20 protein-coding genes are annotated in these 19,739 nt (G+C 62.7%); 9 read left to right on the top strand and 11 right to left on the bottom strand.

Annotation, left to right across the window (positions count from 1 at the left end; translation table 11 throughout):
* Window positions 1-100 precede the first annotated feature (100 nt).
* On the bottom strand, window positions 101-1,441 hold the full coding sequence (locus tag GYA94_RS19325; protein ID WP_110678027.1) for an MFS transporter: 1,341 nt from the start codon (window positions 1,439-1,441) through the stop codon (window positions 101-103).
* A 414-nt stretch (window positions 1,442-1,855) separates the two neighbouring features.
* On the opposite strand from GYA94_RS19325, the gene GYA94_RS19320 reads away from it, so the two are divergent.
* Both GYA94_RS19320 and pcaQ read left to right on the top strand, forming a co-directional pair.
* Window positions 1,856-2,785, top strand: a complete 930-nt coding sequence (locus tag GYA94_RS19320; protein ID WP_054905610.1) for a helix-turn-helix transcriptional regulator — start codon at window positions 1,856-1,858, stop codon at window positions 2,783-2,785.
* A gap of 10 nt (window positions 2,786-2,795) precedes the next feature.
* Window positions 2,796-3,728 (top strand): pca operon transcription factor PcaQ, encoded by a 933-nt coding sequence (pcaQ, locus tag GYA94_RS19315; RefSeq protein ID WP_161892892.1) that lies wholly within the window; start codon window positions 2,796-2,798, stop codon window positions 3,726-3,728.
* Here pcaQ and GYA94_RS19310 read toward each other — a convergent pair.
* From GYA94_RS19310 to GYA94_RS19295, 4 genes are all read right to left on the bottom strand, one after another.
* Window positions 3,719-5,065: a TolC family outer membrane protein gene (locus tag GYA94_RS19310; protein WP_161892891.1), complete on the bottom strand. Its 1,347-nt coding sequence runs from the start codon at window positions 5,063-5,065 to the stop codon at window positions 3,719-3,721. The genes pcaQ and GYA94_RS19310 overlap by 10 nt on opposite strands.
* On the bottom strand, window positions 5,035-6,606 hold the full coding sequence (locus GYA94_RS19305; protein WP_110678034.1) for a DHA2 family efflux MFS transporter permease subunit: 1,572 nt from the start codon (window positions 6,604-6,606) through the stop codon (window positions 5,035-5,037). The genes GYA94_RS19310 and GYA94_RS19305 overlap by 31 nt, the downstream gene beginning before the upstream one ends.
* Window positions 6,603-7,667, bottom strand: a complete 1,065-nt coding sequence (locus GYA94_RS19300) for an HlyD family secretion protein (protein ID WP_161892890.1) — start codon at window positions 7,665-7,667, stop codon at window positions 6,603-6,605. The genes GYA94_RS19305 and GYA94_RS19300 overlap by 4 nt, the downstream gene beginning before the upstream one ends.
* 145 nt (window positions 7,668-7,812) lie before the next feature.
* Complete coding sequence (locus GYA94_RS19295) at window positions 7,813-8,550, bottom strand: AraC family transcriptional regulator (RefSeq protein WP_110678052.1); 738 nt, start codon at window positions 8,548-8,550, stop codon at window positions 7,813-7,815.
* Window positions 8,551-8,820: 270 nt separating this feature from the next.
* Between GYA94_RS19295 and bamJ the strand changes: the two genes are divergently transcribed.
* From bamJ to GYA94_RS19265, 6 genes are all read left to right on the top strand, one after another.
* The gene (gene bamJ, locus GYA94_RS19290) at window positions 8,821-9,573 is read left to right on the top strand and encodes a BamJ family beta-barrel-assembly machinery protein (RefSeq protein ID WP_161892889.1); all 753 of its coding nucleotides are present in this window, start codon (window positions 8,821-8,823) and stop codon (window positions 9,571-9,573) included.
* A gap of 289 nt (window positions 9,574-9,862) precedes the next feature.
* Entirely contained in the window at window positions 9,863-10,303 is a 441-nt protein-coding gene (locus GYA94_RS19285) for a YkvA family protein (protein WP_029885873.1), read from the top strand.
* A 77-nt stretch (window positions 10,304-10,380) separates the two neighbouring features.
* Window positions 10,381-10,551: a YhfG family protein gene (locus GYA94_RS19280; protein WP_009686237.1), complete on the top strand. Its 171-nt coding sequence runs from the start codon at window positions 10,381-10,383 to the stop codon at window positions 10,549-10,551.
* Complete coding sequence (locus tag GYA94_RS19275) at window positions 10,548-11,165, top strand: Fic/DOC family protein (RefSeq protein WP_161892888.1); 618 nt, start codon at window positions 10,548-10,550, stop codon at window positions 11,163-11,165. Before GYA94_RS19280 ends, GYA94_RS19275 begins: the two co-directional genes overlap by 4 nt.
* 283 nt (window positions 11,166-11,448) lie before the next feature.
* Window positions 11,449-11,787: a helix-turn-helix domain-containing protein gene (locus GYA94_RS19270; protein ID WP_054890369.1), complete on the top strand. Its 339-nt coding sequence runs from the start codon at window positions 11,449-11,451 to the stop codon at window positions 11,785-11,787.
* Complete coding sequence (locus GYA94_RS19265; RefSeq protein WP_009686241.1) at window positions 11,784-12,152, top strand: hypothetical protein; 369 nt, start codon at window positions 11,784-11,786, stop codon at window positions 12,150-12,152. The genes GYA94_RS19270 and GYA94_RS19265 overlap by 4 nt, the downstream gene beginning before the upstream one ends.
* A 96-nt stretch (window positions 12,153-12,248) precedes the next feature.
* Here the strand turns inward: GYA94_RS19265 and GYA94_RS19260 are convergent, their stop codons facing one another.
* Entirely contained in the window at window positions 12,249-14,330 is a 2,082-nt protein-coding gene (locus GYA94_RS19260) for a carboxy terminal-processing peptidase (protein ID WP_167524230.1), read from the bottom strand.
* Between the two features lie 143 nt (window positions 14,331-14,473).
* Between GYA94_RS19260 and GYA94_RS19255 the strand changes: the two genes are divergently transcribed.
* Window positions 14,474-15,436, top strand: a complete 963-nt coding sequence (locus GYA94_RS19255) for an NAD(P)H-quinone oxidoreductase (RefSeq protein ID WP_110678060.1) — start codon at window positions 14,474-14,476, stop codon at window positions 15,434-15,436.
* A gap of 106 nt (window positions 15,437-15,542) precedes the next feature.
* Here GYA94_RS19255 and GYA94_RS19250 read toward each other — a convergent pair whose 3' ends face one another.
* Genes GYA94_RS19250 through GYA94_RS19230 form a run of 5 tightly spaced genes read right to left on the bottom strand, consistent with a single transcriptional unit; the run spans window position 15,543 to window position 19,619 of the window.
* Entirely contained in the window at window positions 15,543-16,196 is a 654-nt protein-coding gene (locus tag GYA94_RS19250; protein WP_070085845.1) for an HAD family hydrolase, read from the bottom strand.
* 14 nt (window positions 16,197-16,210) lie between these two features.
* Entirely contained in the window at window positions 16,211-17,200 is a 990-nt protein-coding gene (locus tag GYA94_RS19245; RefSeq protein WP_110678062.1) for an ABC transporter ATP-binding protein, read from the bottom strand.
* 1 nt (window position 17,201) lies between these two features.
* Window positions 17,202-17,996 (bottom strand): ABC transporter permease, encoded by a 795-nt coding sequence (locus tag GYA94_RS19240; RefSeq protein ID WP_009686246.1) that lies wholly within the window; start codon window positions 17,994-17,996, stop codon window positions 17,202-17,204.
* A complete protein-coding gene (locus GYA94_RS19235; RefSeq protein ID WP_054881375.1) occupies window positions 17,986-18,834 on the bottom strand; it encodes an ABC transporter permease in 849 nt (282 codons plus the stop codon). Before GYA94_RS19235 ends, GYA94_RS19240 begins: the two co-directional genes overlap by 11 nt.
* Window positions 18,813-19,619, bottom strand: a complete 807-nt coding sequence (locus tag GYA94_RS19230; RefSeq protein WP_110678064.1) for an alkaline phosphatase family protein — start codon at window positions 19,617-19,619, stop codon at window positions 18,813-18,815. The genes GYA94_RS19235 and GYA94_RS19230 overlap by 22 nt, the downstream gene beginning before the upstream one ends.
* Window positions 19,620-19,739 lie beyond the last annotated feature (120 nt).

Genomic DNA, 19,739 nt, shown 5'->3' with positions numbered 1-19,739 from the left:
CCCTATCGCCGGCAAGCCGGCGCCCACAGGTCCAGGCAACTGCGCAGGCCTTGTGGGCGCTGGCTTGCCAGCGATGAGGCCAGCACAGGCCGTGGGAATCTCAAGCTGCAGTCTTGAGCTCGATGCGGTACAGCTTCCCCAGCAGCAGCGAATACGAAAGCGTCCCCATCAACGCCACCGCGCCAATGAACCAGAACGCCATGGCGAATGAACCGCTGGCCTGCACGATCGCGCCAATCACGATGGGCGTAACGATGCCGCCAATGTTAGCGGCCAGGCTGGTAATCCCGCCGGTCAGGCCGATCAACTCCTTGGGCGCCACTTCCGACACCGCCGCCCATGACGACGAAGCGATACCCTGGGCAAAGAACGCCAGGGTCAGGACGGCGATGCACAGCACGTTGGAGTCGGTGAAGTTCACCAGCACGATCGACATGCCCAGCATCGAGCCCACCACCAGCGGCAGCTTGCGGGCAAACGACAGCGAGTAGCCCTTGCGGATCAGCAGGTCGGAGACGATGCCCGCCAACAGGATGCCGACCGTGGCGCCAATGAACGGCATGACCGCGAAAATGCCGACCTTGATCAAGGTCAGCTGGCGCTCTTCGATCAGGTAGGTCGGGAACCAGGTCAGGAAGAAATACAGCGCCGAGGTGCTGGCGAACTTGCCCAGGCAGATCGCCCACACCTGGCGGTAGCGGAACAGCTCGGCGACCTGGCGCCAGTCGAAACGGGTGCGTTGCTGGCTGCTTTTGACCAAGCCGCCGCCGTTCTCTATGTAGGCCAGTTCTTCCTTGCTGACCTTCTTGCAGTTCAACGGGTCGCGGTACAGGAACAGCCACAGCACGCCAAACACGATGCCGACCAGGCCCGTGCTGTAGAACACATGGCGCCAGTCGTAGGTGGTCGCCAGCCACAGCAGGGCGCCAGTGAACAGCGCCGTGCCCAGGTACTGGCCGCACACGTAGATGCTGCTGGCCATGCCGCGCTCGCGGGCGGGGAACCACACGGTGACGGCGCGGCTGTTGGCCGGGAAGGCCGGGGCCTCCATGGCACCGACCGCCAGGCGCAGGCCGAACAGTGAGGCAAAGCCACTGGCCAGGCCCTGGGCCACGGTCACTGCCGACCAGCTGATCAGCGACACGCCGTAGGTCAGGCGCGAGCCGAAGCGGTCGGCGATAAAGCCTGCCGGCACCAAGGCCAGGGCGTAGGTCCAGGCGAAGGCGGAGAAAATCAGGCCCATCTCGACCTTGTCCAGGCCAAGGTCCTTGGCCATGAACGGCGCGGCGATGGAAATGTTCACCCGGTCGACGTAGTTGATGATGGTCGCCACCAGCAGCAGCGACAGCATGAACCAGCGGCGGCGGGTGGGCAGGCGCTGGGCAGGGGCCGCGTCCAGCGCGTACGACGACGCGGCGCGGGGGGTAGGCGTGCTCGACATGAGTCGACCTCGTTTGTTGTTGTTGGTAGAGGTTGGGCTGCAGTCCCTTTACTAAGGTGGTCGTACAACGTCTTGAATGCAACGGCGGTTTTAGATCGTTTTTTTCACGGGAGGCGAGGGAAGACTGCACTGTCCAAAAAATCGAGAGGTAGGGTTTTGACCGGTTTTTCTGCTGGGTGTCGCATTTCTAGCGGGCTGTGGACGTTCAGGGTTGCGCAGGTTTTTGCAGACAGGTTTAATTTGATGAGTTTGGACATCGTACAACTTGCGTTGCCTGTTCCGGCCGCTTCGCGGGCACGCCCGCTCCCACAGGTGCAGCGCAGCCTTCAAGCCCTGTGATGATGCTGTGGGAGCGGGCGTGCCCGCGAAGCGGCCGGAACAGGCAGCGCCATTCTGGAACCTGGAGTAAGCCCAATGCCCCCAAAGCGCGAGGTCCCGACCTACGTCATGCAGCAGCGCAGCGAGCTGATGGACTTCTACATCCGCGACCAGCGCGGCCGCCCCGCCGAGACAGCGCCGCATCGCCACGAGTACTTCCAGATCCAGGTCAACCTGGGCGGCGACACGGTGCAACACATCGGTAGCGTGCAGCGCCCCTTCAGGCGCAACACCCTGGCTTTCATCCTGCCGCACCGGGTGCATGTGATCCCGCACCCGGCCAACAGTGACTTCGTGGTGATCAACTTCTCCCAGACCTTCCTGCTGCCCCACTTGGCCTGTGACCCGATGGACCTGGAAGAGGTGTCGATCCTGCAGGCGCCAGAGCTGTCCCCCTTCCGCTTTCAGGAGCACCTCGACTTTTGCCTGGGCGAGGCCGACTTTGCCGAGTTACGCCAAGTCCTCGACCGCATGCGTGTACTGGATGCCAACCGCCGCTTCGGCACCCGCGAAATCCTCAAGGGCCTGTTGCTGCAACTGATCGGCCAGGTCTGTGGCCTGTATGCCGAGCCGCTGCGCGAACTGGCCGAGAGCAATGCCGCACAGCTCAGCCGCCGCGCTGCGCTGGGCCGCATGAGCGAATACCTGCGCAGGCATATCGACGACCCCGACCTCAACCTGCAGAAGGTCGCCGCCGCCACCTACCTGTCGCCCACCTACTTGACCCACTGGCTGCGCAAGGAAATCGGCAAGACCTTCAGTGAGCTGGTGCTGGAGCGGCGCATGCACGCCGCACGCAACTACCTGCTCAACGGCAGCCGCCCGGTGGGCGAGGTGGCACGGCTGTGCGGCTTTGCCGACGAAGCCTACTTTTCCCGACGTTTCCGCCAGATCCACGGCCTGCCACCCGGGCAGTTCCGCCGCCAGCAGCGCGACCCGGATACGCCACAGGCGGCGATGCGGTAAGCTTGCCGGCATGAACCTCGACACCCGCATCAAGTACCGCCACCTGCTGTGCTTTCTGGAGATTGCCCGGCAGGGCAGCCTGGCCAGGGCTGCCAACGTGCTCGCCATCAGTCAGCCGGCGATCTCCAAGACCCTCAAGGAGCTCGAAGACCTGCTGGAAACGCGGCTGTTCGCGCGCAGCCGCCAAGGGGTCGAGCTGACGCCGGCCGGTACGCGCTTCATGCGCTATGCCGGGCCCAGCGTGCAAGCCCTGCGCGATGGCGTCAGCAGCCTGCGCGGCGAGGCACGGGCGCCGTCGCAGGTCCGCATCGGCGTGCTGTCCACGGTCGAGGGCCTGCTCATGCCCGAAGTGCTGTGCCGCCTGCATCAGCGTCATGAGGCGCTGGTGATCAGGGTGGTGACCGGGGTCAGCGCACAGCTGCTTGGCCAACTGCACCTGGGGGAACTGGAGCTGGTGGTCGGGCGCATGACCGACAGCCCGCAAATCCAGGGTTTGTCGTTCGAGCACCTGTACAGCGAGTCGATGAGCCTGGTGGTACGCCCAGGTCACCCACTGCTGACCGGCACACCCGTTGAGCGCGGCCAGGTAGGGCGTTACCCCTTGGTTTTGCCGCCTGCGGGTACCACCATCCGCCAGCATGCCGACAGCCTGTTCGTGCAATGCGGCATCCAGATGCCGGCGCAGCGCCTGGAAACGCTGTCCCTGGCGTTGAGCCGGCGCTATCTGCTGAGCAGTGACGGCGTGTGGGTGGCGCCGCGCGATGCCGTGCTGCTCGACCTGCGCCGTGGCGAGCTGGTCGAGCTTGACCTGGGTGTGCGTGAACCCGGTGGCTCGGTGGGCATTTGTCGTAATGCGGCCCTGCCGCAAAGCCTGCCGGGGCAGTGGGTGTGTGAAGTGCTGCGCGAAGTGGCCGGGCAGTACCGCGAGGGCGTTTACCCCTGAGCCTGCGCTGTCAGCAGGGCGCTCAGCGCCTTGAGGTTGTCGTCATTGAGGCTGCCACTGGCTGCCATCAGGCGTAGCTGCGCCTGCAGGATGGCATAGCGTTGCCGTGCCAATTGCAGGCGGGTGCGGGTCAGCTGCTGTTCGGCCTCGAGCACATCGTTGCTTATCCGGGCGCCCGCCTCGAAGGCATGTGCGGTCATGCGCAGGTCACTCTGGCTGGAGCGCAGAGCCTGTTGCAGGGCTTGGTACTGGCTGATGCCGCCGGTCAGGTTCAAGTAGGCCTGGCGGGCCATGAACTCGGCCTCGCGGCGTGCATCTTCCAGCTCGTTCCGAGCGGCACCTTGCAAGGCATGGGCTTCGCGGGTGCGGCTCTGGGTGGCGCCCCCGGAATACAACGGTACGCTGAGCTGCACGCCAACCACGGTTTGTGTGTATTTCTCCTCGGGCACTGTCACGTCGTACAGGCTGCCACCGACCGAGGCAAAGCGGCCATGCGCGGCCACCAGGTCGAGGGTGGGCAGGTGGCCGGCCTTTTGCTTTTCCACTTCCTGTTCGGCAATCAGTTGGCGGACCTCGGCGGCCTGCACCTTCAGATTATGCTGGCGGGCCTGGTCCGCCCAGGCAGCCAGCCGTGCCGGTTGCGGGCCGCTGAACGCGACTTGTTCATCGAGCCTGGCCAGGGCACCCGGGGTGCTCCCGGTCAGCCGGCCAAGAGCCTGCTGACTGAGGCGCAAGGTATTGTCGGCGGCAATCTGCTCGGCCTGTGCCATGTCGTAGCGGGCCTGGACGCGCTGTACCTCGCTCGGGGTTCCTGAGCCCTCACGGCGAAAGCGCTGCGCCTTGTCCAGTTGCCGGCCGAGGGTTCGAACCTGCTGGCGGGTGGTAGCCAATTGGTCCTCGGACAGCAACAGTTCGAAGTAGGCGTCGGCGACGCGCAGCATCAAGTCCTGGCGCGCTGCGAGCAGGTCGATTTCGCCAGCCGTGGCCTGGGCCTTGCCCTGCTCATGGCCGATCACGTTCTGCCAGCGCAGCAGCGGCTGGATCAACACCAGCGCATAGGCATTGGTGTTGTCGCGGTTGCGCCTGAGCGCACCGCTGTGTTCGCGGTCGACCCAGGCTGCGCCGCTTTCAAACGACAGATGCGGCAATAACGTTGCCAACCCTTGCTCAGCCTTCTGCGCTGCGGCCAGCTGGCGCTGTTCGGCTGCGGCATAGGCCATGTCATGCCCCAGGGCCTGCTGGTAGGCTTGGTATAGATCACGCGCCTGGGCCGGGCTGGCGCAAACCAGCGTCAGCACAAGCAAGGCTAGACGGATGGGGGTGCATTGTCCGAACACGTCGCGGACTCCTTTGCAAGTGAGGGCTTGGGTTGGCGGGAATTGCGCATCAGTAGCACCATCGGCACGCCGATCAGCATCACGGCGCCGAGCAGTCCGAAAAGCATGCTGAAGCCGAGCATCTGCGCCTGCTCCCGGGCTTGGATGAAGGCCAGTAGGGCATTGGCCTGATCGGGGCTGGTCAGGTCGGTGGATAGCCGCCGTGGGTCAAGGCTGGCCAGGTCCCAGCCGCTGGCGACCAGTCGGTTTTCGTCGACGTGTTCGGACAACTGGCGGTAGCGGGCCCAGGAGAAACGCGTTAGCAAGGTTGCGGCAATAGCGATGCCGACGCTGCCACCCAGCTGACGCATCAGGTTCAGTACGCCGGAGCCCACGGAAATGAGCTGCCCCGGCAACTGGCGCATGGCCAGGTTGGTCAATGGGACGAAGATCATGCCCAGGCCGAAGCCGCGAATGATCAGCGGCCAGTAGAGGGTGTCGGGATTGCTTTGCAGGGTGAATTGCGTATGCAGGTACATGGCGTAGCCGTACACCAGGATGCCCAAGCATATGAAGTAGCGCTCATCAATACGGTTTTCCTGCGATAGCTTGCCGATTACCAGAGTGCTGACCGCGCTGGCCAGGGCCCCGGGGAAGATGACAAGGCCGCTTTGGTAGGCGCTCTGTTCGAGTAGCGTCTGCAGCAGCAGGGGCACCATGAACAAGGTGCTGTACAGGCCGAAGCCAACGCAAAAGGCGCAGACCGACCCCAGCAGGAATTCACGGTTGTTGAACAGTGCCAGGTTGACGATGGGATTGGCCACGCGTCGCTCCCAATAGCAGAAGCCCAGCAAGCCCAGCAACGCCAGGGCCATGCACAGCAGGCTCAGGTTCGACTCCAGCCAGTCCCAGTGCTCGCCGCGCTCTAGCAGGATCTGCAAGCTGCCCACACCCACGGCAAGCAGCACGAACCCCAGGTAATCGATGCTGTGCGGGCGTTTCTCGTTGGCCGAGTCGCCCACGCACAGCCACGCCAGCAGTAAAGCCAACGCCCCGATCGGCAGGTTGATCAGAAAAATCCAGTGCCAGGAAAATTCATCGATCAAGTATCCCCCAACCGACGGGCCCAGCGTGGGCCCCATCATTACCCCGACACCGTACAAGGCCATGCCGGAGCTGACTTTTTCCTTTGGGAACACGTCGTAGATGATCGCCTGCGAAATGCCCAGCAGGCCGCCCCCGGCCAAGCCCTGGATCACCCGCCAGAAAACCATCTGCCACAGCTCCTGGGATAGCGCACAACCCAGTGAAGCCACTACGAAAAGCGCCGACGAAACCAGGTAGTAGCGGCGCCGGCCAAACCAGGCGGACAGCCAGCCACTGGCCGGCAGGATGACCACGTTGGCGACGATGTAACCGGTCGAGACCCAGGAAATCTCGTCGACCGACGCCCCAAAGCTGCCCATCAGGCTGGGAATAGCGACGTTGACGATCGTCACGTCGAGCAACTCCATCATCGAGATCAGGGTGACCGTCACGGCCACCAGCCACGGGGACCTCATAGGGCTTGCCCGCTGTTGCGGGTATCGACCTCGACGAACACGCTCATGCCTTGGCCAAGCGCCTGCTGCAGGGTGGCGGGCAACTCGCGGAACTCGATACGCGCCTGAACCCGCTGCACCACCTTGGTAAAGTTACCGGAGGCGTTTTCCTGTGGCAGCAGCGAGAAGCGCGCGCCCGTTGCCGGTACCAGGCTGTGCACCACGCCGGCGAACTGCTGCCCTGGGAAGGCATCGATGCTGATGCGCGCCGGCTGGCCGACACGTACCCTGCCGATCTGGGTTTCCTTGAAGTTGGCCACTACCCACAGGTGCTCGGTACTGACCAGACTCAGCAGCTTCTGGCCGGCCACCACGAACTGCCCGGGTTGCACATCCTTGTGAACGATCACTCCCCCTTGGGGTGAGGCATGCCGGGTGTCCTGCAGTTCGATGCGGGCCAGGGCCAACGCCGCTTCGGCGGTCTTGATTCGGTACGCTTCAACTTTCAGTGCAGCCTGATTGGCCAAGGTGCCCTCACGGGCCGCCTTGGCGTTGTCGCGGGCCGCCTGCAACTGATGGCTCAGCGCAGCGAAGCGAGTCTGTGCCGCTTCCAACTCCTGGGTACTGACCACGCCTTGGTCGGCCAGACGCTGTGCCCGCTGGTAGTCGCTGCGGGCTTGGCCAGCGCTGGCCGCCAACTGACCGATGGTCGCCTGTGCTGCCTGGCTACGGGCTGCCGCGCCGCGGACCTGGCTGTCCACCAGGCCAGGCATGCCACCTTGACCAGTCGCCATAAGCGCGCCCAGGTAATTGGCTTGAGCCTGTTCAACACGCTGCTGGTATTCGTCGTCACGTATTTGGAAGAGCAGGTCACCTTCGTTCACCCGCGTGTTCTCATGCACCGGTACCTGCACTACGACGCCACTCAGCCGGGCCCGGATGGGTATGATCACACCGTCCACTTCGGCGTTATCTGTACTGACGTACTGCCTCGCGTACTGCCAGCGTTGCAGCCCCAGCACGGCCAGACCTGCAATGACCAGTATCGATACTGCCAACTTGGCGGACTTGCCTTTCGTCATGTCACACGCTCTCGTCCTTGTCGTTATGGATCCGGAACGATAAAAAAGCCGACCTGAGTGCCCATGGTTACAGGCGGCCGGCAAGCGACCCGGCGCCTGGTGGTGGAGACCCCGGTTGGCGCGGGCTGGAGGGGATGATGGCGATTTACAACTGCGGTTTCTTGAACGAATCGCTTGTATTGCGCAGCACCATGGCAACGCGGCTTGGTGACATGCCGACCATGCGTCGCATCATGCGTGTAAGGTGGGCCTGGTCAGCGAAACCACCGGCGATCGCTGCGTCGCTGAGGCTGGCACCATGTGCAAGGGCGTGGCAGGCACGCTCCAGTTTGCGCCAGATGATCCACTGCGACAGCGGCACACCCATCTGCCGGGTGGCAAAAAAGCGCAGACGTGGGCTGGACAGGCCCACCGCGCTGGCCGCGCGGGATACCGCGCCAATGCCCGCCCAGTCCTGGCGTAGCAGGTGCAGTGCATTGGTCAGGCGCGGGTCGAAGCTTTCTGGTGGCACCAGCTTGAGTTCCAAGGCAGCCACCACCTCATGAAAGCAGGCGGCTTGGCGCACGCAATCGACGATGTCCTGGCTGACCGCGGTCTTACCGCTTTCATCAAGCAAGGCTTTGAGCGCACGGCCCAGTGGTGCATCTGGGTAGAAGTACAGAAAAGCGACGCGGTCAGGGTTGGGCAGTGACCTGTGGTCTACCGAAGGCCCGATCAGTACCCCAGGGGCGCTGAGGGTCTGCGTGCCAAACTCCACGGTGATGTCATGGCGCAGGCCGATGCATAACTGGATAGCGACATGGGCGTGGGCGGCAGTCTGGTCGGACTTGCCGGTGTAGCCCAGCCAGTACTCACCGAAAGTTACTGCGCCGTCCCATCTCATCGTGCATCCCTGAAGCCTGGTCTGGATAGCTGGGCCGCACTTGGGCCAGTACCCCGAAAGCGGCAGATGATAGCGTTCTGGTATATCTTGGTCGACACAAAGCGTGACGAATGATTTTTTGCATTGATCCAGGCCTTTCTGCCGTGCGCGAGGCTGTGGAACTATTCCCTCTTTGTTGGCTCTTATGCCGGTAGCCATGGGTTGGGGACGCCTGATAAGCTCGCGGCTTCTACCCTGATTGCCCTTATGGCGCATGAACAAGGAAATGACATGAAACAGCATCGTTTGGCGGCTGCGGTTGCCCTGGTTGGCCTGGTACTGGCTGGCTGTGATCAACAGGCCAGCAGCCCCGAGCTGAAGACCCCGGCGCAGAAAGCCTCCTACGGAATCGGCCTGAACATGGGCAAGAGCCTGGCTCAGGAAGGCATGGAAGACCTTGATTCCAAAGCAGTCGCCCTCGGTATCGAAGACGCCGTTGGCAAGAAAGAACAGCGTATCAAGGACGAAGAGCTGGTAGAGGCCTTCACCTCGCTGCAGAAACGTGCCGAAGAGCGCCTGGCCAAGGCCAGCGAAGAAGCCGCCTCTGCTGGCAAGAAGTTCCTTGAGGAAAACGCCAAGAAGCCGGGTGTCGTAACCACCGCTTCGGGCCTGCAGTACGAAGTGATCAAGAAGGCCGACGGCCCGCAGCCCAAGCCGACCGACGTGGTGACTGTCCACTACGAAGGCAAGCTGATCGACGGCAAGGTCTTCGACAGCTCCGTCGAGCGCGGCAGCCCCATCGACCTGCCGGTGAGCGGCGTCATCCCGGGTTGGGTCGAAGGCCTGCAGCTGATGCACGTTGGCGAGAAATACAAGCTGTTCATCCCGGCTGAACTGGCCTACGGTGCACAAAGCCCAAGCCCGCTGATCCCGGCCAACTCGGTACTGGTGTTCGATCTTGAACTGATCGCCATCAAGGACCCGGCCCAGCTGCAAGGCGCTGAGCCGGACGCTGAAGCGCCTGCCGAAGCCCCTGCCAAGTAATACTGGCTGTTTGCCGAAAACGCCCCGTCTTTACGGGGCGTTTTCGTTTTAGCTGCTTGGACGAACCTGCCACTGCTGATAATGTCCGAGGAAATGCAGCGTGAAGAAGTAGGACGCTTCTGACGCAAGTCGCTCGCGGCGCTGGTAGCAACAGCCTGTAACGACTGTGTAAAAAACGCCCGATCTGACCGGGGCCCTTGCCTGGCAGGCACCCAGGGTCAGAAACTGTGGCCTGTTCACAAGGTTATCCACAATAAATGTGGATAACCTTTTCCCTCTCGGAGGTTCCATGAGCGCACCCTGGAATTTCGCCCGTTTCCTGCCCTTGGCCGAGCGCCTGCTCAGCCGCGGCCGGTTGCCGGCCTTGCTGTTCGCCGTGGCGCGCAAAGGCCCACGCCTTGGCCAGTTGCGTGACGACGTTAAATTGCTGCAGTCGCTGTGCCTGGCTTGGTGGCGCGGCGAATACCGCGCCATCAGCCCCAAGGCGCTGGTGACCATCGTCGCTGGCCTGCTGTATTTCGTCAGCCCCATCGACGCTATCCCCGACTGGTTACTGGGCGTCGGGTTCCTCGACGACATCGCAGTGCTGGGCTGGGTACTGAAAACCGTGGCCGACGAACTGGCCCGCTTCAGGGCCTGGCGCGACAGCCAGGCACCCGAGCGGCTACGCGTGGTCGAGCGGCTGCCCGCGACACCGGAAGCACTGCGCCTGGAGCGCAATACCCGGTAAAACCGAACTTTTGGGTAGCTGGCCTGGCTTGGAGTCTGTCGGCTACAATGACACCTACAGACATTAGAGACTCGTCCATGGACAAGCTAAGCCTGCACGCCAAAAAAGCGTGGTTCGCCAAGCATCGCACTGCGAATTTCGAAAACAGCCTGCGCCTTGAAGGCTTTATCGTGCCGCCAGACGACGGCAAAGCGAAGTTGCCTGCCCGTGCTGCTGCACGCGAAGCCGTGCGGCAACTCAAGGCTTGAGTGTCGACAAGTATGGGGTTTATCAAGACCCTGATTGCTATCCTGACACGGACGTCCTGAAGAACCTTCTCAATCTGCGCAATGCAGAGGATCTGGCTGATGCTGAGCGTTACCTCACCCAGGTAGCGGCATCGCAGCTGGAGTTCGAAGAGCCTCCATACGATCTAGGTACATTAAAACGAATTCACTGCTGTCTGTTTTCCAGTATCTACAGTTGGGCTGGAGAAACTCGATCCGTAAAGATCAGCAAGGGCCATAGCCACTTCTGTGTACCGGACCGTATCGAGCCAGAGGTAGCGAAAGAATTTTCCAGAATGGCGCGGGCGGGCTGGTTTGAAGGCTACTCTCGTGATTCGCTCGTGGTTTCCGTTGCTCAATCGTATGGAACATTGAATGTCGCTCATCCCTTCCGTGAAGGTAATGGTCGGGCCCAACGTGTTCTGTTTGAATGGCTAGTCGTGAACGCTGGTTTCGAGATTACCTGGGGACGGGTTGGCCAGGAGCAGTGGGTAGCGGCGAATATCGAGTCTTTTCAAGGCAATGACCAGGCTTTGGAGCTCGTCTTCAATCAATGTATCGGCGCTCCGATCAGGGAAGCCAACGATCCATCTTGATACTTGTTTTCTGATTCTGTGGGTGCTTCAGCGATTGCAAGCTGGCGTTGACATTCATTGGGGGCCGACCTCGTGTGTCGATACCCGCTCTCAAGCACGCCTGCTGGAAATCTCTTACAATGAGATATAACAGAAGGGGAGCAGCCCGATTGCCGTTCGCTATTGGCTATCATCCGGTTGGATGAGAGGGCAGGGTCGCCGCGCTGTGTTGCAACGCCTATGCCGGCTCCCCCAGATAGGCCGTATGGATTGCATGCTGTAATCCTTGTTGAAGGGGTTTGTAATGGGTATTCAGGTCATCAGCCGCGACGGTCAGCCCGAGTACGCCGTGGTTCCCTGGGAGCAGTACCAGGCGCTGCTGCAGGCGGCAGGGCAGGCACCTGCCGAGGCCGCTGCCAGCGAGCCGGCTCCCGCCGCAGCCGTTGCAGCGCTGCCGGCGTTCAGTGAAGTTGCACAGATCCGCCAGGCCAAGGGCATCGCGCCTGAACAACTGGCGCGTAATGTTGGGGTCAGCCCGGCCTACCTGGCCATGATCGAATCAGGCGAACGCCACCCGGATGCCGCCATCCGCCGTGCCCTGGCCTGGCACCTGGGGGTCGCGGGCTGGAGCGAGCCATCATGAGCCAGGTCAGGATCAGCCGTCAGCATTGGGACAACCTGCTGGGCGAGCTTGACCTGGCCCGCCGTCAACGTCACTTGCTGACTTACAGAGCGCTGATCGAGCGCTTGCAATTGCCCAGCCCGGCCATGCAGACACTCACCGCTGCGCTGGAATACCTGGCGGTGCTGGACGCGCGTGCCGAGCAACCGCTACGCAGTTCGTTGGTCATCAGCCAGGGCGCCAGCCGCTTGCCGCGTACCGGCTTTTTCGAATGCGTAGAGCGCCTGGGGCGCTTCTCCGGCCCGATCGACGGTATGGAGGCCGCGTCGTGGCATGCTTCCGAAGTGGTGCGGGTGTTCGAATACAGCTACCCCGAAAGCGCCTGATCGCCAGCTGCACCGGGTTTTAGCCAAGCAGGCACGAAATGAAAGGGCCGGGCATTTGCATGCCCGGCCCTTGTTATGTCGCGACAGCCAGCGGCCTTACTTCTTGGCCACTTTGCTGCTGGCGCTGAGGTAGTCGATCAGGATGCGACCGGTTTCCGCCAGGTAGGCGTCGTCTTCCGGCTTGGTGTTTTCATCCTCGGCCGGCAGCGCGTCTTCGTCCTCTTTCTTCAGCTCTTTGAGCGGTTCTTCACCCTTGGCCTTGCGGCGGGTGTTTTCCAGCGCCAGTTGTTTCGCCTCGATCTCGTCGTGGCGGGCACGGCGGTCCTGCTCGTTGAGGCTGACGGTTTTCTCGTTCATCAGCTTCTGGGTCAGGGCCAGGCGGTCGCGGATGTAGGTGAACTCGGCATCCTTGTCGCTACGTGCCTCATGCTGAGCCTTGAGCTGCGCCAGGAACGGTTTGAACGGGTCGGCAGCGGGCTTGACCACCGGGCGAATGGTGTCCCAAGGCATGGCCTCGGGCAGGGCGCTTTCGCCAATTTCCTTGGTGTCGATGATCGATGGGTAGTCGATGTCCGGCAGTACGCCCTGATGCTGGGTGCTCTGCCCGGATACCCGGTAGAACTTCGCCAGTGTCAGCTTCAGCTCGCCATGGTTGAGCGGCTGGATGGTCTGCACGGTGCCCTTGCCGAATGTCTGGCCGCCAATGATCAACGCGCGGTGGTAGTCCTGCATGGCACCGGCGAAAATCTCCGAGGCCGATGCCGACAGGCGGTTGACCAGCAGCACCAGCGGCCCTTTGTAGAAGGCACCCGGGTTTTCGTCTTCCAGCACGTCGACCCGGCCATCGCTGTTGCGCACCAGCACCGTCGGGCCTTTCTCGATGAACAGGCTGGTCAGTTCGGTGGCTTCCTGCAACGAGCCGCCGCCGTTGTTGCGCAGGTCGATGACCACGCCGTCGACTTTCTCTTTCTGCAGCTCGGTGAGCAGTTTCTTCACGTCACGCGTGGTGCTCTTGTACTCCGGGTCGCCGGCGCGGTAGGCCTTGAAGTCCAGGTAGAAGGCCGGGATCTCGATGATGCCCAGCTTGTAGTCACGCCCGTCCTGCTTGAGCTTGAGCACCGACTTCTTCGCCGCCTGCTCTTCCAGCTTCACCGCTTCGCGGGTGATCGACACGATCTTGCTGGTCTGGTCGCTCGGTGCGTTGCTGGCCGGGATGACTTCCAGGCGCACCACCGAGCCTTTCGGGCCGCGGATCAGCTTGACCACTTCATCCAGGCGCCAGCCGACCACGTCGACCATTTCCTTGTTGCCCTGGGCGACACCGATGATCTTGTCTGCCGGTGCCACCTGCTTGGTCTTGGCTGCCGGGCCGGCCGGCACCAGGCGCACGATCTTGACCTGGTCGTTGTCGCTTTGCAGCACTGCGCCGATACCTTCCAGCGACAGGCTCATGTTGATGTCGAAGTTTTCCGCGTTGTCTGGCGACAGGTAGTTGGTGTGCGGATCGTAGGACTGGGCGAAGGTGTTGATGTAGGCCTGGAAGATATCTTCGGCACGGGTCTGGTCCAGGCGCGCCAGCTGGTTCTTGTAGCGCTTGGTCAGGGTTTCCTGGATCTGCTTGGGCTCCTTGCCGGCGATCTTCTGGCGCAGCACTTCGTCTTTCACGCGTTTGCGCCACAGGTCGTCAAGCGCGGCCTGGTCCTTCAGCCATGGCGCGTCCTTGCGGTCGATCAGCAAGGTTTCCTTGGTGGTGAAGTCCATTTTGTCCACGCCCTTGTTCAGCTCGGCCAGGGCGAAGTCCAGGCGTTGCTTGACGCGGTCGAGGTAGCGCTTGTAGATGGTGAAGCCCGGGTCGAGGTTGCCGCTTTTGAGGAAATCGTCGAATTGCGTTTTCCACTTGTCGAATTCGGCGATATCGGCCGCGGTGAAGTAGCTGCGCGCCGGGTCCAGCAGCTTGATGTAGCTGTCATAGATGATGACCGAACGGGCGTCATCCAGTGGCGGCTTGCTGTAATGGTGGCGCTTGAGCAACTCCACCACATTGAGGCTGGCGACGATCTCGTCGCGGTCGGGTTGCAGGCTGTCCCATTTATTGGCGGCCGCTGCATTGCCGCCGAGCGCGAGGCTGCCCAGGCCGATCATCATGGCCAGGGCGGTGCTTGGGAGGAAATGCTTCATGCTGATTCGACGTGGGGGCAATTGATCACGCATAGTAGGCCGTCTTTTCCGTTCGCCGGTTCCAGAAGAGCCGGGCGCATACTGCAAAAAGCCTGGGCACAACGATCCCAGGCTCGGTCATATGATTCAACTATGGAGGCACTGTGAAGGCATTGCAAGGCGTTGACGGACATGTGACCTGGGTCGAGGCCGAACGCCCGACCTGTGACGCGGGCCAAGTGCGCATCCGCGTGGCTGCGGCGGGGTTGAACCGCGCCGATTTGCTGCAGATGAAAGGTTTGTACCCACCGCCGCCAGGTGCCAGCCCGTACATGGGGCTGGAGTGCTCCGGGGTAGTCGAAGAAGTGGGCGCTGGCGCAGCCTGGCGCGTGGGTGATCGGGTCTGCGCGCTGCTGGCCAGCGGTGCCATGGCCGAGGAAGTGGTGGTCGACGCCCGCCACGTACTGCCGGTGCCCGAAGGCCTTAGCCTGCATGAAGCCGCTGCACTGCCAGAGGTGTACGCCACTGCCTGGCTGAACATCTTCCAGCTTGGTGCGCTGAAGGCGGGCGAGAAGGTTTTGGTGCACGCCGGTGCCAGCGGCGTCGGCTCGGCAGCCATTCAGCTGTGCAAGGCGTTTGGCAGCCCGGTCTGGGTCAGCGTCGGCTCGGCGGACCGCCTGGCCTATTGCCAGGCCTTGGGCGCAGCAGGTGGCGTGGTGCGTAACCAGAACCTCGACGCGCTGGAAGGGCTGGGCCCGTTCGACGTGATTCTCGACCCGGTGGGGGCCAGCTATGGTGAGCTCAACCTCAAACTGCTGGCCCGTGACGGGCGCTGGGTGATCATCGGCCTGATGGGCGGCCGCACGTTCGAGCTGGACCTGGCTCAGGTACTGGGCAAGCGCCTGGGGATCACCGGTTCTACCCTGCGCAACCGTGATGACAGCTTCAAGGCCGAGTTGCTGCGCGAGTTGCAGCAGCAGGTGTGGCCGCTGTTCAGCGAAGGGCGCCTGTCGCCGCAACTGGTCGATACCTACCCTGTGGAGTTTGCCCAGGCGGCGTATGCCGAGCTGGAGACCAACCAGGTGTCGGGCAAGTTGGTGATGGTGATCGACCCGAGCCTGGCTTGAGGTTGCCGGGGCTGCTGAGCAGCCCATCGCGACACAAGGCCGCTCCTACAGGAGCTTGCATTTGCCTGTAGGCGCGGCCTTGTGTCGCGAAGCGCCCCCATGGCCCTCAAGTCCAACTCAAAACAGGCCAGCCGTTCTTCTCGGCGTGCTCGCGCAACACCCCATCCGGGTTCACCGCATACGGGTGATCCACCTTCAACAACAACGGCAGGTCATTCCTCGAATCGGAATAGAAGCTCGCCCCCTCCAGGTTCTCCTGCTCCTGGTCCAGCCACTCCAGCAGCCGGGTAATCTTGCCCTCGCGGTAGGTCAGTACCCCATGGGTCTTGCCGGTATACACCCCGTTCACCGCCTCCAGCTCGATCGCCAGGTATTCGTCCACGCCCAGGCGCGCCGCAATCGGCCCCACCAGGTGCGTGCCCGAAGCGGAAATGATCAGAATGCGATCGCCGCGCTTGCGGTGCTCGGCAATGCAGCGGCAGGCGTCGCCGTAGATGATCGGTTCGATCACCTCTTCAACCCACGGCTCCACCAAATGCTCGACTTCCTCCAGGGTGCGCCCGGCTATCGGCTCCAGGCTGAAGGCCATGTAGTCCTCCATCTGCAGGTGGCCTTTGCCGTACGCTTCCATCAGCTCATGGTCGCGGCGCAGGAATTCCTTGCCGTCGACCCAGCCTAACCGGGCCATCTGTTCACTCCACAGCGACGCGCAGTCGCCGTGGATCAGGGTTTCGTCCAGATCGAAAATTGCCAATGCCATCGTGTTGCATCTCCTTAGGCCACTTCGCGTAGCGCCGTGGGGTCGATCGACAGGCTCACCCGTTGCCCGTCTGCATGCAGGTCGGCCGGCGAGCGGTTGAGTACGTCGACCACCAGTTCCACGCCACGCACTTGAACGCGGTAGCGGATCACGTTGCCCAGCAGGCTATGGCTGCGTACCTCGGCGTCGCGCTCACCCGCCAGGCCCAAGGTGATGGATTCCGGGCGGATCGCCAGGCGGCAGGCTATCGGGCGTTGCAGCAGGCGGCTGGCGCTGTCGGCGTCAAGCAGGTTGTAGTTGCCGATAAAGCCTGCGGCAAACAGGTCCACCGGCGCAGTGTAAAGGGTTTCGGCATCGCCGCTTTGCACAATGCGCCCTTGGTTCATCAGGAAGATACGGTCGGACATGGTCAGCGCCTCTTCCTGGTCGTGGGTGACGAAGATGGTCGTCAGCCCCAGTTCGCGCTGGATCGCGCGAATTTGCTCGCGCAGGTGCTTGCGGATACGTGCATCCAGTGCCGACAGCGGCTCGTCGAGCAGCAGCAGGCGTGGCCGGGTGACCAGCGAGCGGGCCAAGGCCACGCGCTGGCACTGGCCGCCCGACAACTGGTGCGGGTAGCGCCCGGCAAAGGTGCCCAGCTCGACCAGGTCCAGTGCCTCGCGCACGCGCCGCTGGCATTCCTCGGCCTTGACCTTCTGCATGCGCAGGCCAAAGGCAACGTTCTGCTCCACGGTCATGTTGGGGAACAGCGCGTAACTCTGGAACACCATGCCGATGCCGCGTTGTTGCGGGCTCAGCGGCACGATGTCGTGGCCGTCCAGCAGGATCTGCCCGCGGTCCACCGGGGTGAGCCCGGCGATGCAACGCAGCAGCGTGGACTTGCCGCACCCGGAGGGGCCGAGCAGGGTGACGAATTCGCCGCGCTCGATGTGGCAGTCGATGTTCTCGAAAACCGGGTTGCCGGCATAGCTCTTGTGCAATTGCTGTACGCTGACGAAGCTCATGTCAGGTCTTGTCCTTGTTCAGGCGGTTGGCAACCCAGGTCAGTACCAGCACGAAGGCGAAGTAGGAAATCACCAGCGCGCTGTTGAAGTGGCCGCTGCTGTTGCGCATGTTGTTCAGGTACACCTGCAGGGTCTCGTAGCGGGTGCCGACCAGCAGGTTGGCGAACACGAACTCCCCGAACAGGAACGAGAACGACAGCAGCAGCGCCACCATCAGGCCCTTGCGCAGGTTTGGCAGCACCACCAGCAGTGCGGCTTGCCAGGTGCTGGCGCCCAGCAGCTGGGCTGCGTCCATCAGGTCGTGCAGGTGAATGGCCTGCAGGTTGTTGGTGATCGCCCGGTACATGAACGGCAGGGCGATGGTGAAGTAGCAGCCGATCAGGATCCACGGCGTGCCGACCATGGCCATCGGCCCGCTGCCGTACAGCTGCAGCAGCCCTACCGACGACACCACCGGCGGTACCGCGAAGGGCAGCAGGATCAGGATGTTCATCAGCCCGTCCAGCCTGGGGAAGTGGTAGTGGACCACGAACAACAAGGGCAGGATCAGCACCACCGACAGCAGCAGCGCCCCTACGCAGACCAGCAGCGACTGGCCGAACGCCGCCAGGAAGCGGGGTTCGCTCCACAACGCGATGTACCACTTGAACGTCAGGCCGCTGGGCAGCAGGCTGGCCGACCAACTGGTGGCCAGCGAGTAGAGCAGGGTGCCGGCCAGGGGCAACAGCAGAATCAGGAACAGCAGGTACACCACGGCGCGGTGGTACCAGCCGCCGGCACGGGTTTCAGCGCGCATGGTAGCTCCGTTTCAGTAGCCATTGGTGCACCACCGTGACCAGCGTCATCAGCCCTACCAGAACCATTGCCAGCGCGCTGGCCAGGTTGGGGTCGAGGCTGATGTCACCGGCCACCAGGCCAGCGATGCGGATCGGCAGTACGTTGAAGTTGCCAGTGGTCAGCGCGTACACGGTGGCGTACGCGCCAAGGGCATTGGCCAGCAGGATGACGAAGGTGCCCAGCAGGGCCGGGGTCAGCACCGGCAGGCCGATGTGCCGCCAGAACTGCCAGTGGCTGGCGCCCAGCAGTGCTGCCGATTCACGCCAGTCTTCGCGCAGCGCGTCGAATGCCGGGTACAGCAGCAGCACCCCCAGCGGGATCTGGAAGTAGGTGTACACCAGGATCAGGCCGTTTCTGGAATAGATGCTGAAGTCTTCCAGCAGGCCGATCTGCTTCAGCAGCAGGGTCAGTGCGCCGTTGAAACCGAGCAGGATGATGAAGGCAAAGGCCAGCGGCACCCCGGCGAAGTTGCTGGTCATGTTGGCGAAAGCGCTGACGAAGTCGCGCAGCCTCGAGTCTACCTGGCGCAGCGAATAGGCACCGAGGGTAGCGATGACGATACCGAACAGGCTCGACCAGAAGCTGATCTCCAGGCTGCGTTGCAACGCCTGCAGGTAGAACTTCGAGGTGAACACCTTGCTGAAGTTGGCCAGGCCCCAGCCAGCCTCCGATTGCAGGCTGTTGATCGCCACCCAGGCCAGCGGGGCGATCTGGAAGATGACGAAGAACACCGCGAACGGCAGTAGGCACAGCAAGGCCAGGTAGCGGCTGCGGTTCACTTGAGCAACTCCTTGCATACCGTTTTGTCATGCGCCACGCCCAGCAGCTCGCAGATGGTGCCGCATAGCTCGGTCTGCTGTGGCTTGGCGGCCGGGTCAAGACTGAAGGCTTCGCCAAAGACGAACAGCGGCACTTCGCGTTCCTCGGTGAGCAAGCCATTGTGCGAGCGGTCGTTGTTCATGCCGTGGTCGGCAGTGACCAGTACCTGGTAGCCCTCTTCGAGCCAGCCTGGCAGGTAGTCGGCCAGCAGGATGTCCACGCTGCGCGCGGCATTGCGGTACTGGCTGCTGTCCAGGCCATGGTGGTGGCCGACATCATCGATGCTCATGGGGTGCAACAGCAGAAAGTTCGGGGCGTGCCGCCGGCGCAGGTACTCGCCGTCGGCCAGCAGGTGGGAGTCGGGGTAACGGTCGTCCCAATAGAACAGCCCGTGCTGGATCGGCAGCTTCGGGGCGTGGGTATGGCGGTCGCGCTGCGGATCGAAAGGCGAGCGGTTATACAGCTCGCTCATCCAGTGATAGGCCGCTGCCGCCGTGCCCAGGTTGGCCTCGCGCGCGTAGTGGAACACGCTGCGTTGGTTGGACAGGCGGTTGACGCCGTTGTGCACGATACCGCTGTCGATGGGCGCTACGCCGGTGAGGATGCACTCGTACAACGGCCGTGACAGCGATGGCAATTCGCATTCCACGCGGTACAGCGCGGCGCGGTCGGCCTCGACATAGGCGTGCAGGTGGCCCATGGCATGGTGGGCGACCTGGTAGTTGAGGCCGTCGAGCAAGACCAGGATGACGTTGTGTTGCATGGTGGCTCCCAATGAGCTGCAGGCGGTTCTAGCTGAAAGCTGAAAGTTGCAAGCTACAAGCTGCAAGAAGAAGCCCGCATGGCGCTCACCGGCTTCCACTTGCAGCTTGAAACTTGAAAC

It is taken from the genome of Pseudomonas juntendi (assembly GCF_009932375.1).
In the GTDB taxonomy this organism is placed as follows: domain Bacteria; phylum Pseudomonadota; class Gammaproteobacteria; order Pseudomonadales; family Pseudomonadaceae; genus Aquipseudomonas; species Aquipseudomonas juntendi.
The sequence above is the reverse complement of the archived record's forward strand: the minus strand, read 5'-3'. Positions and strand labels throughout refer to the sequence as shown.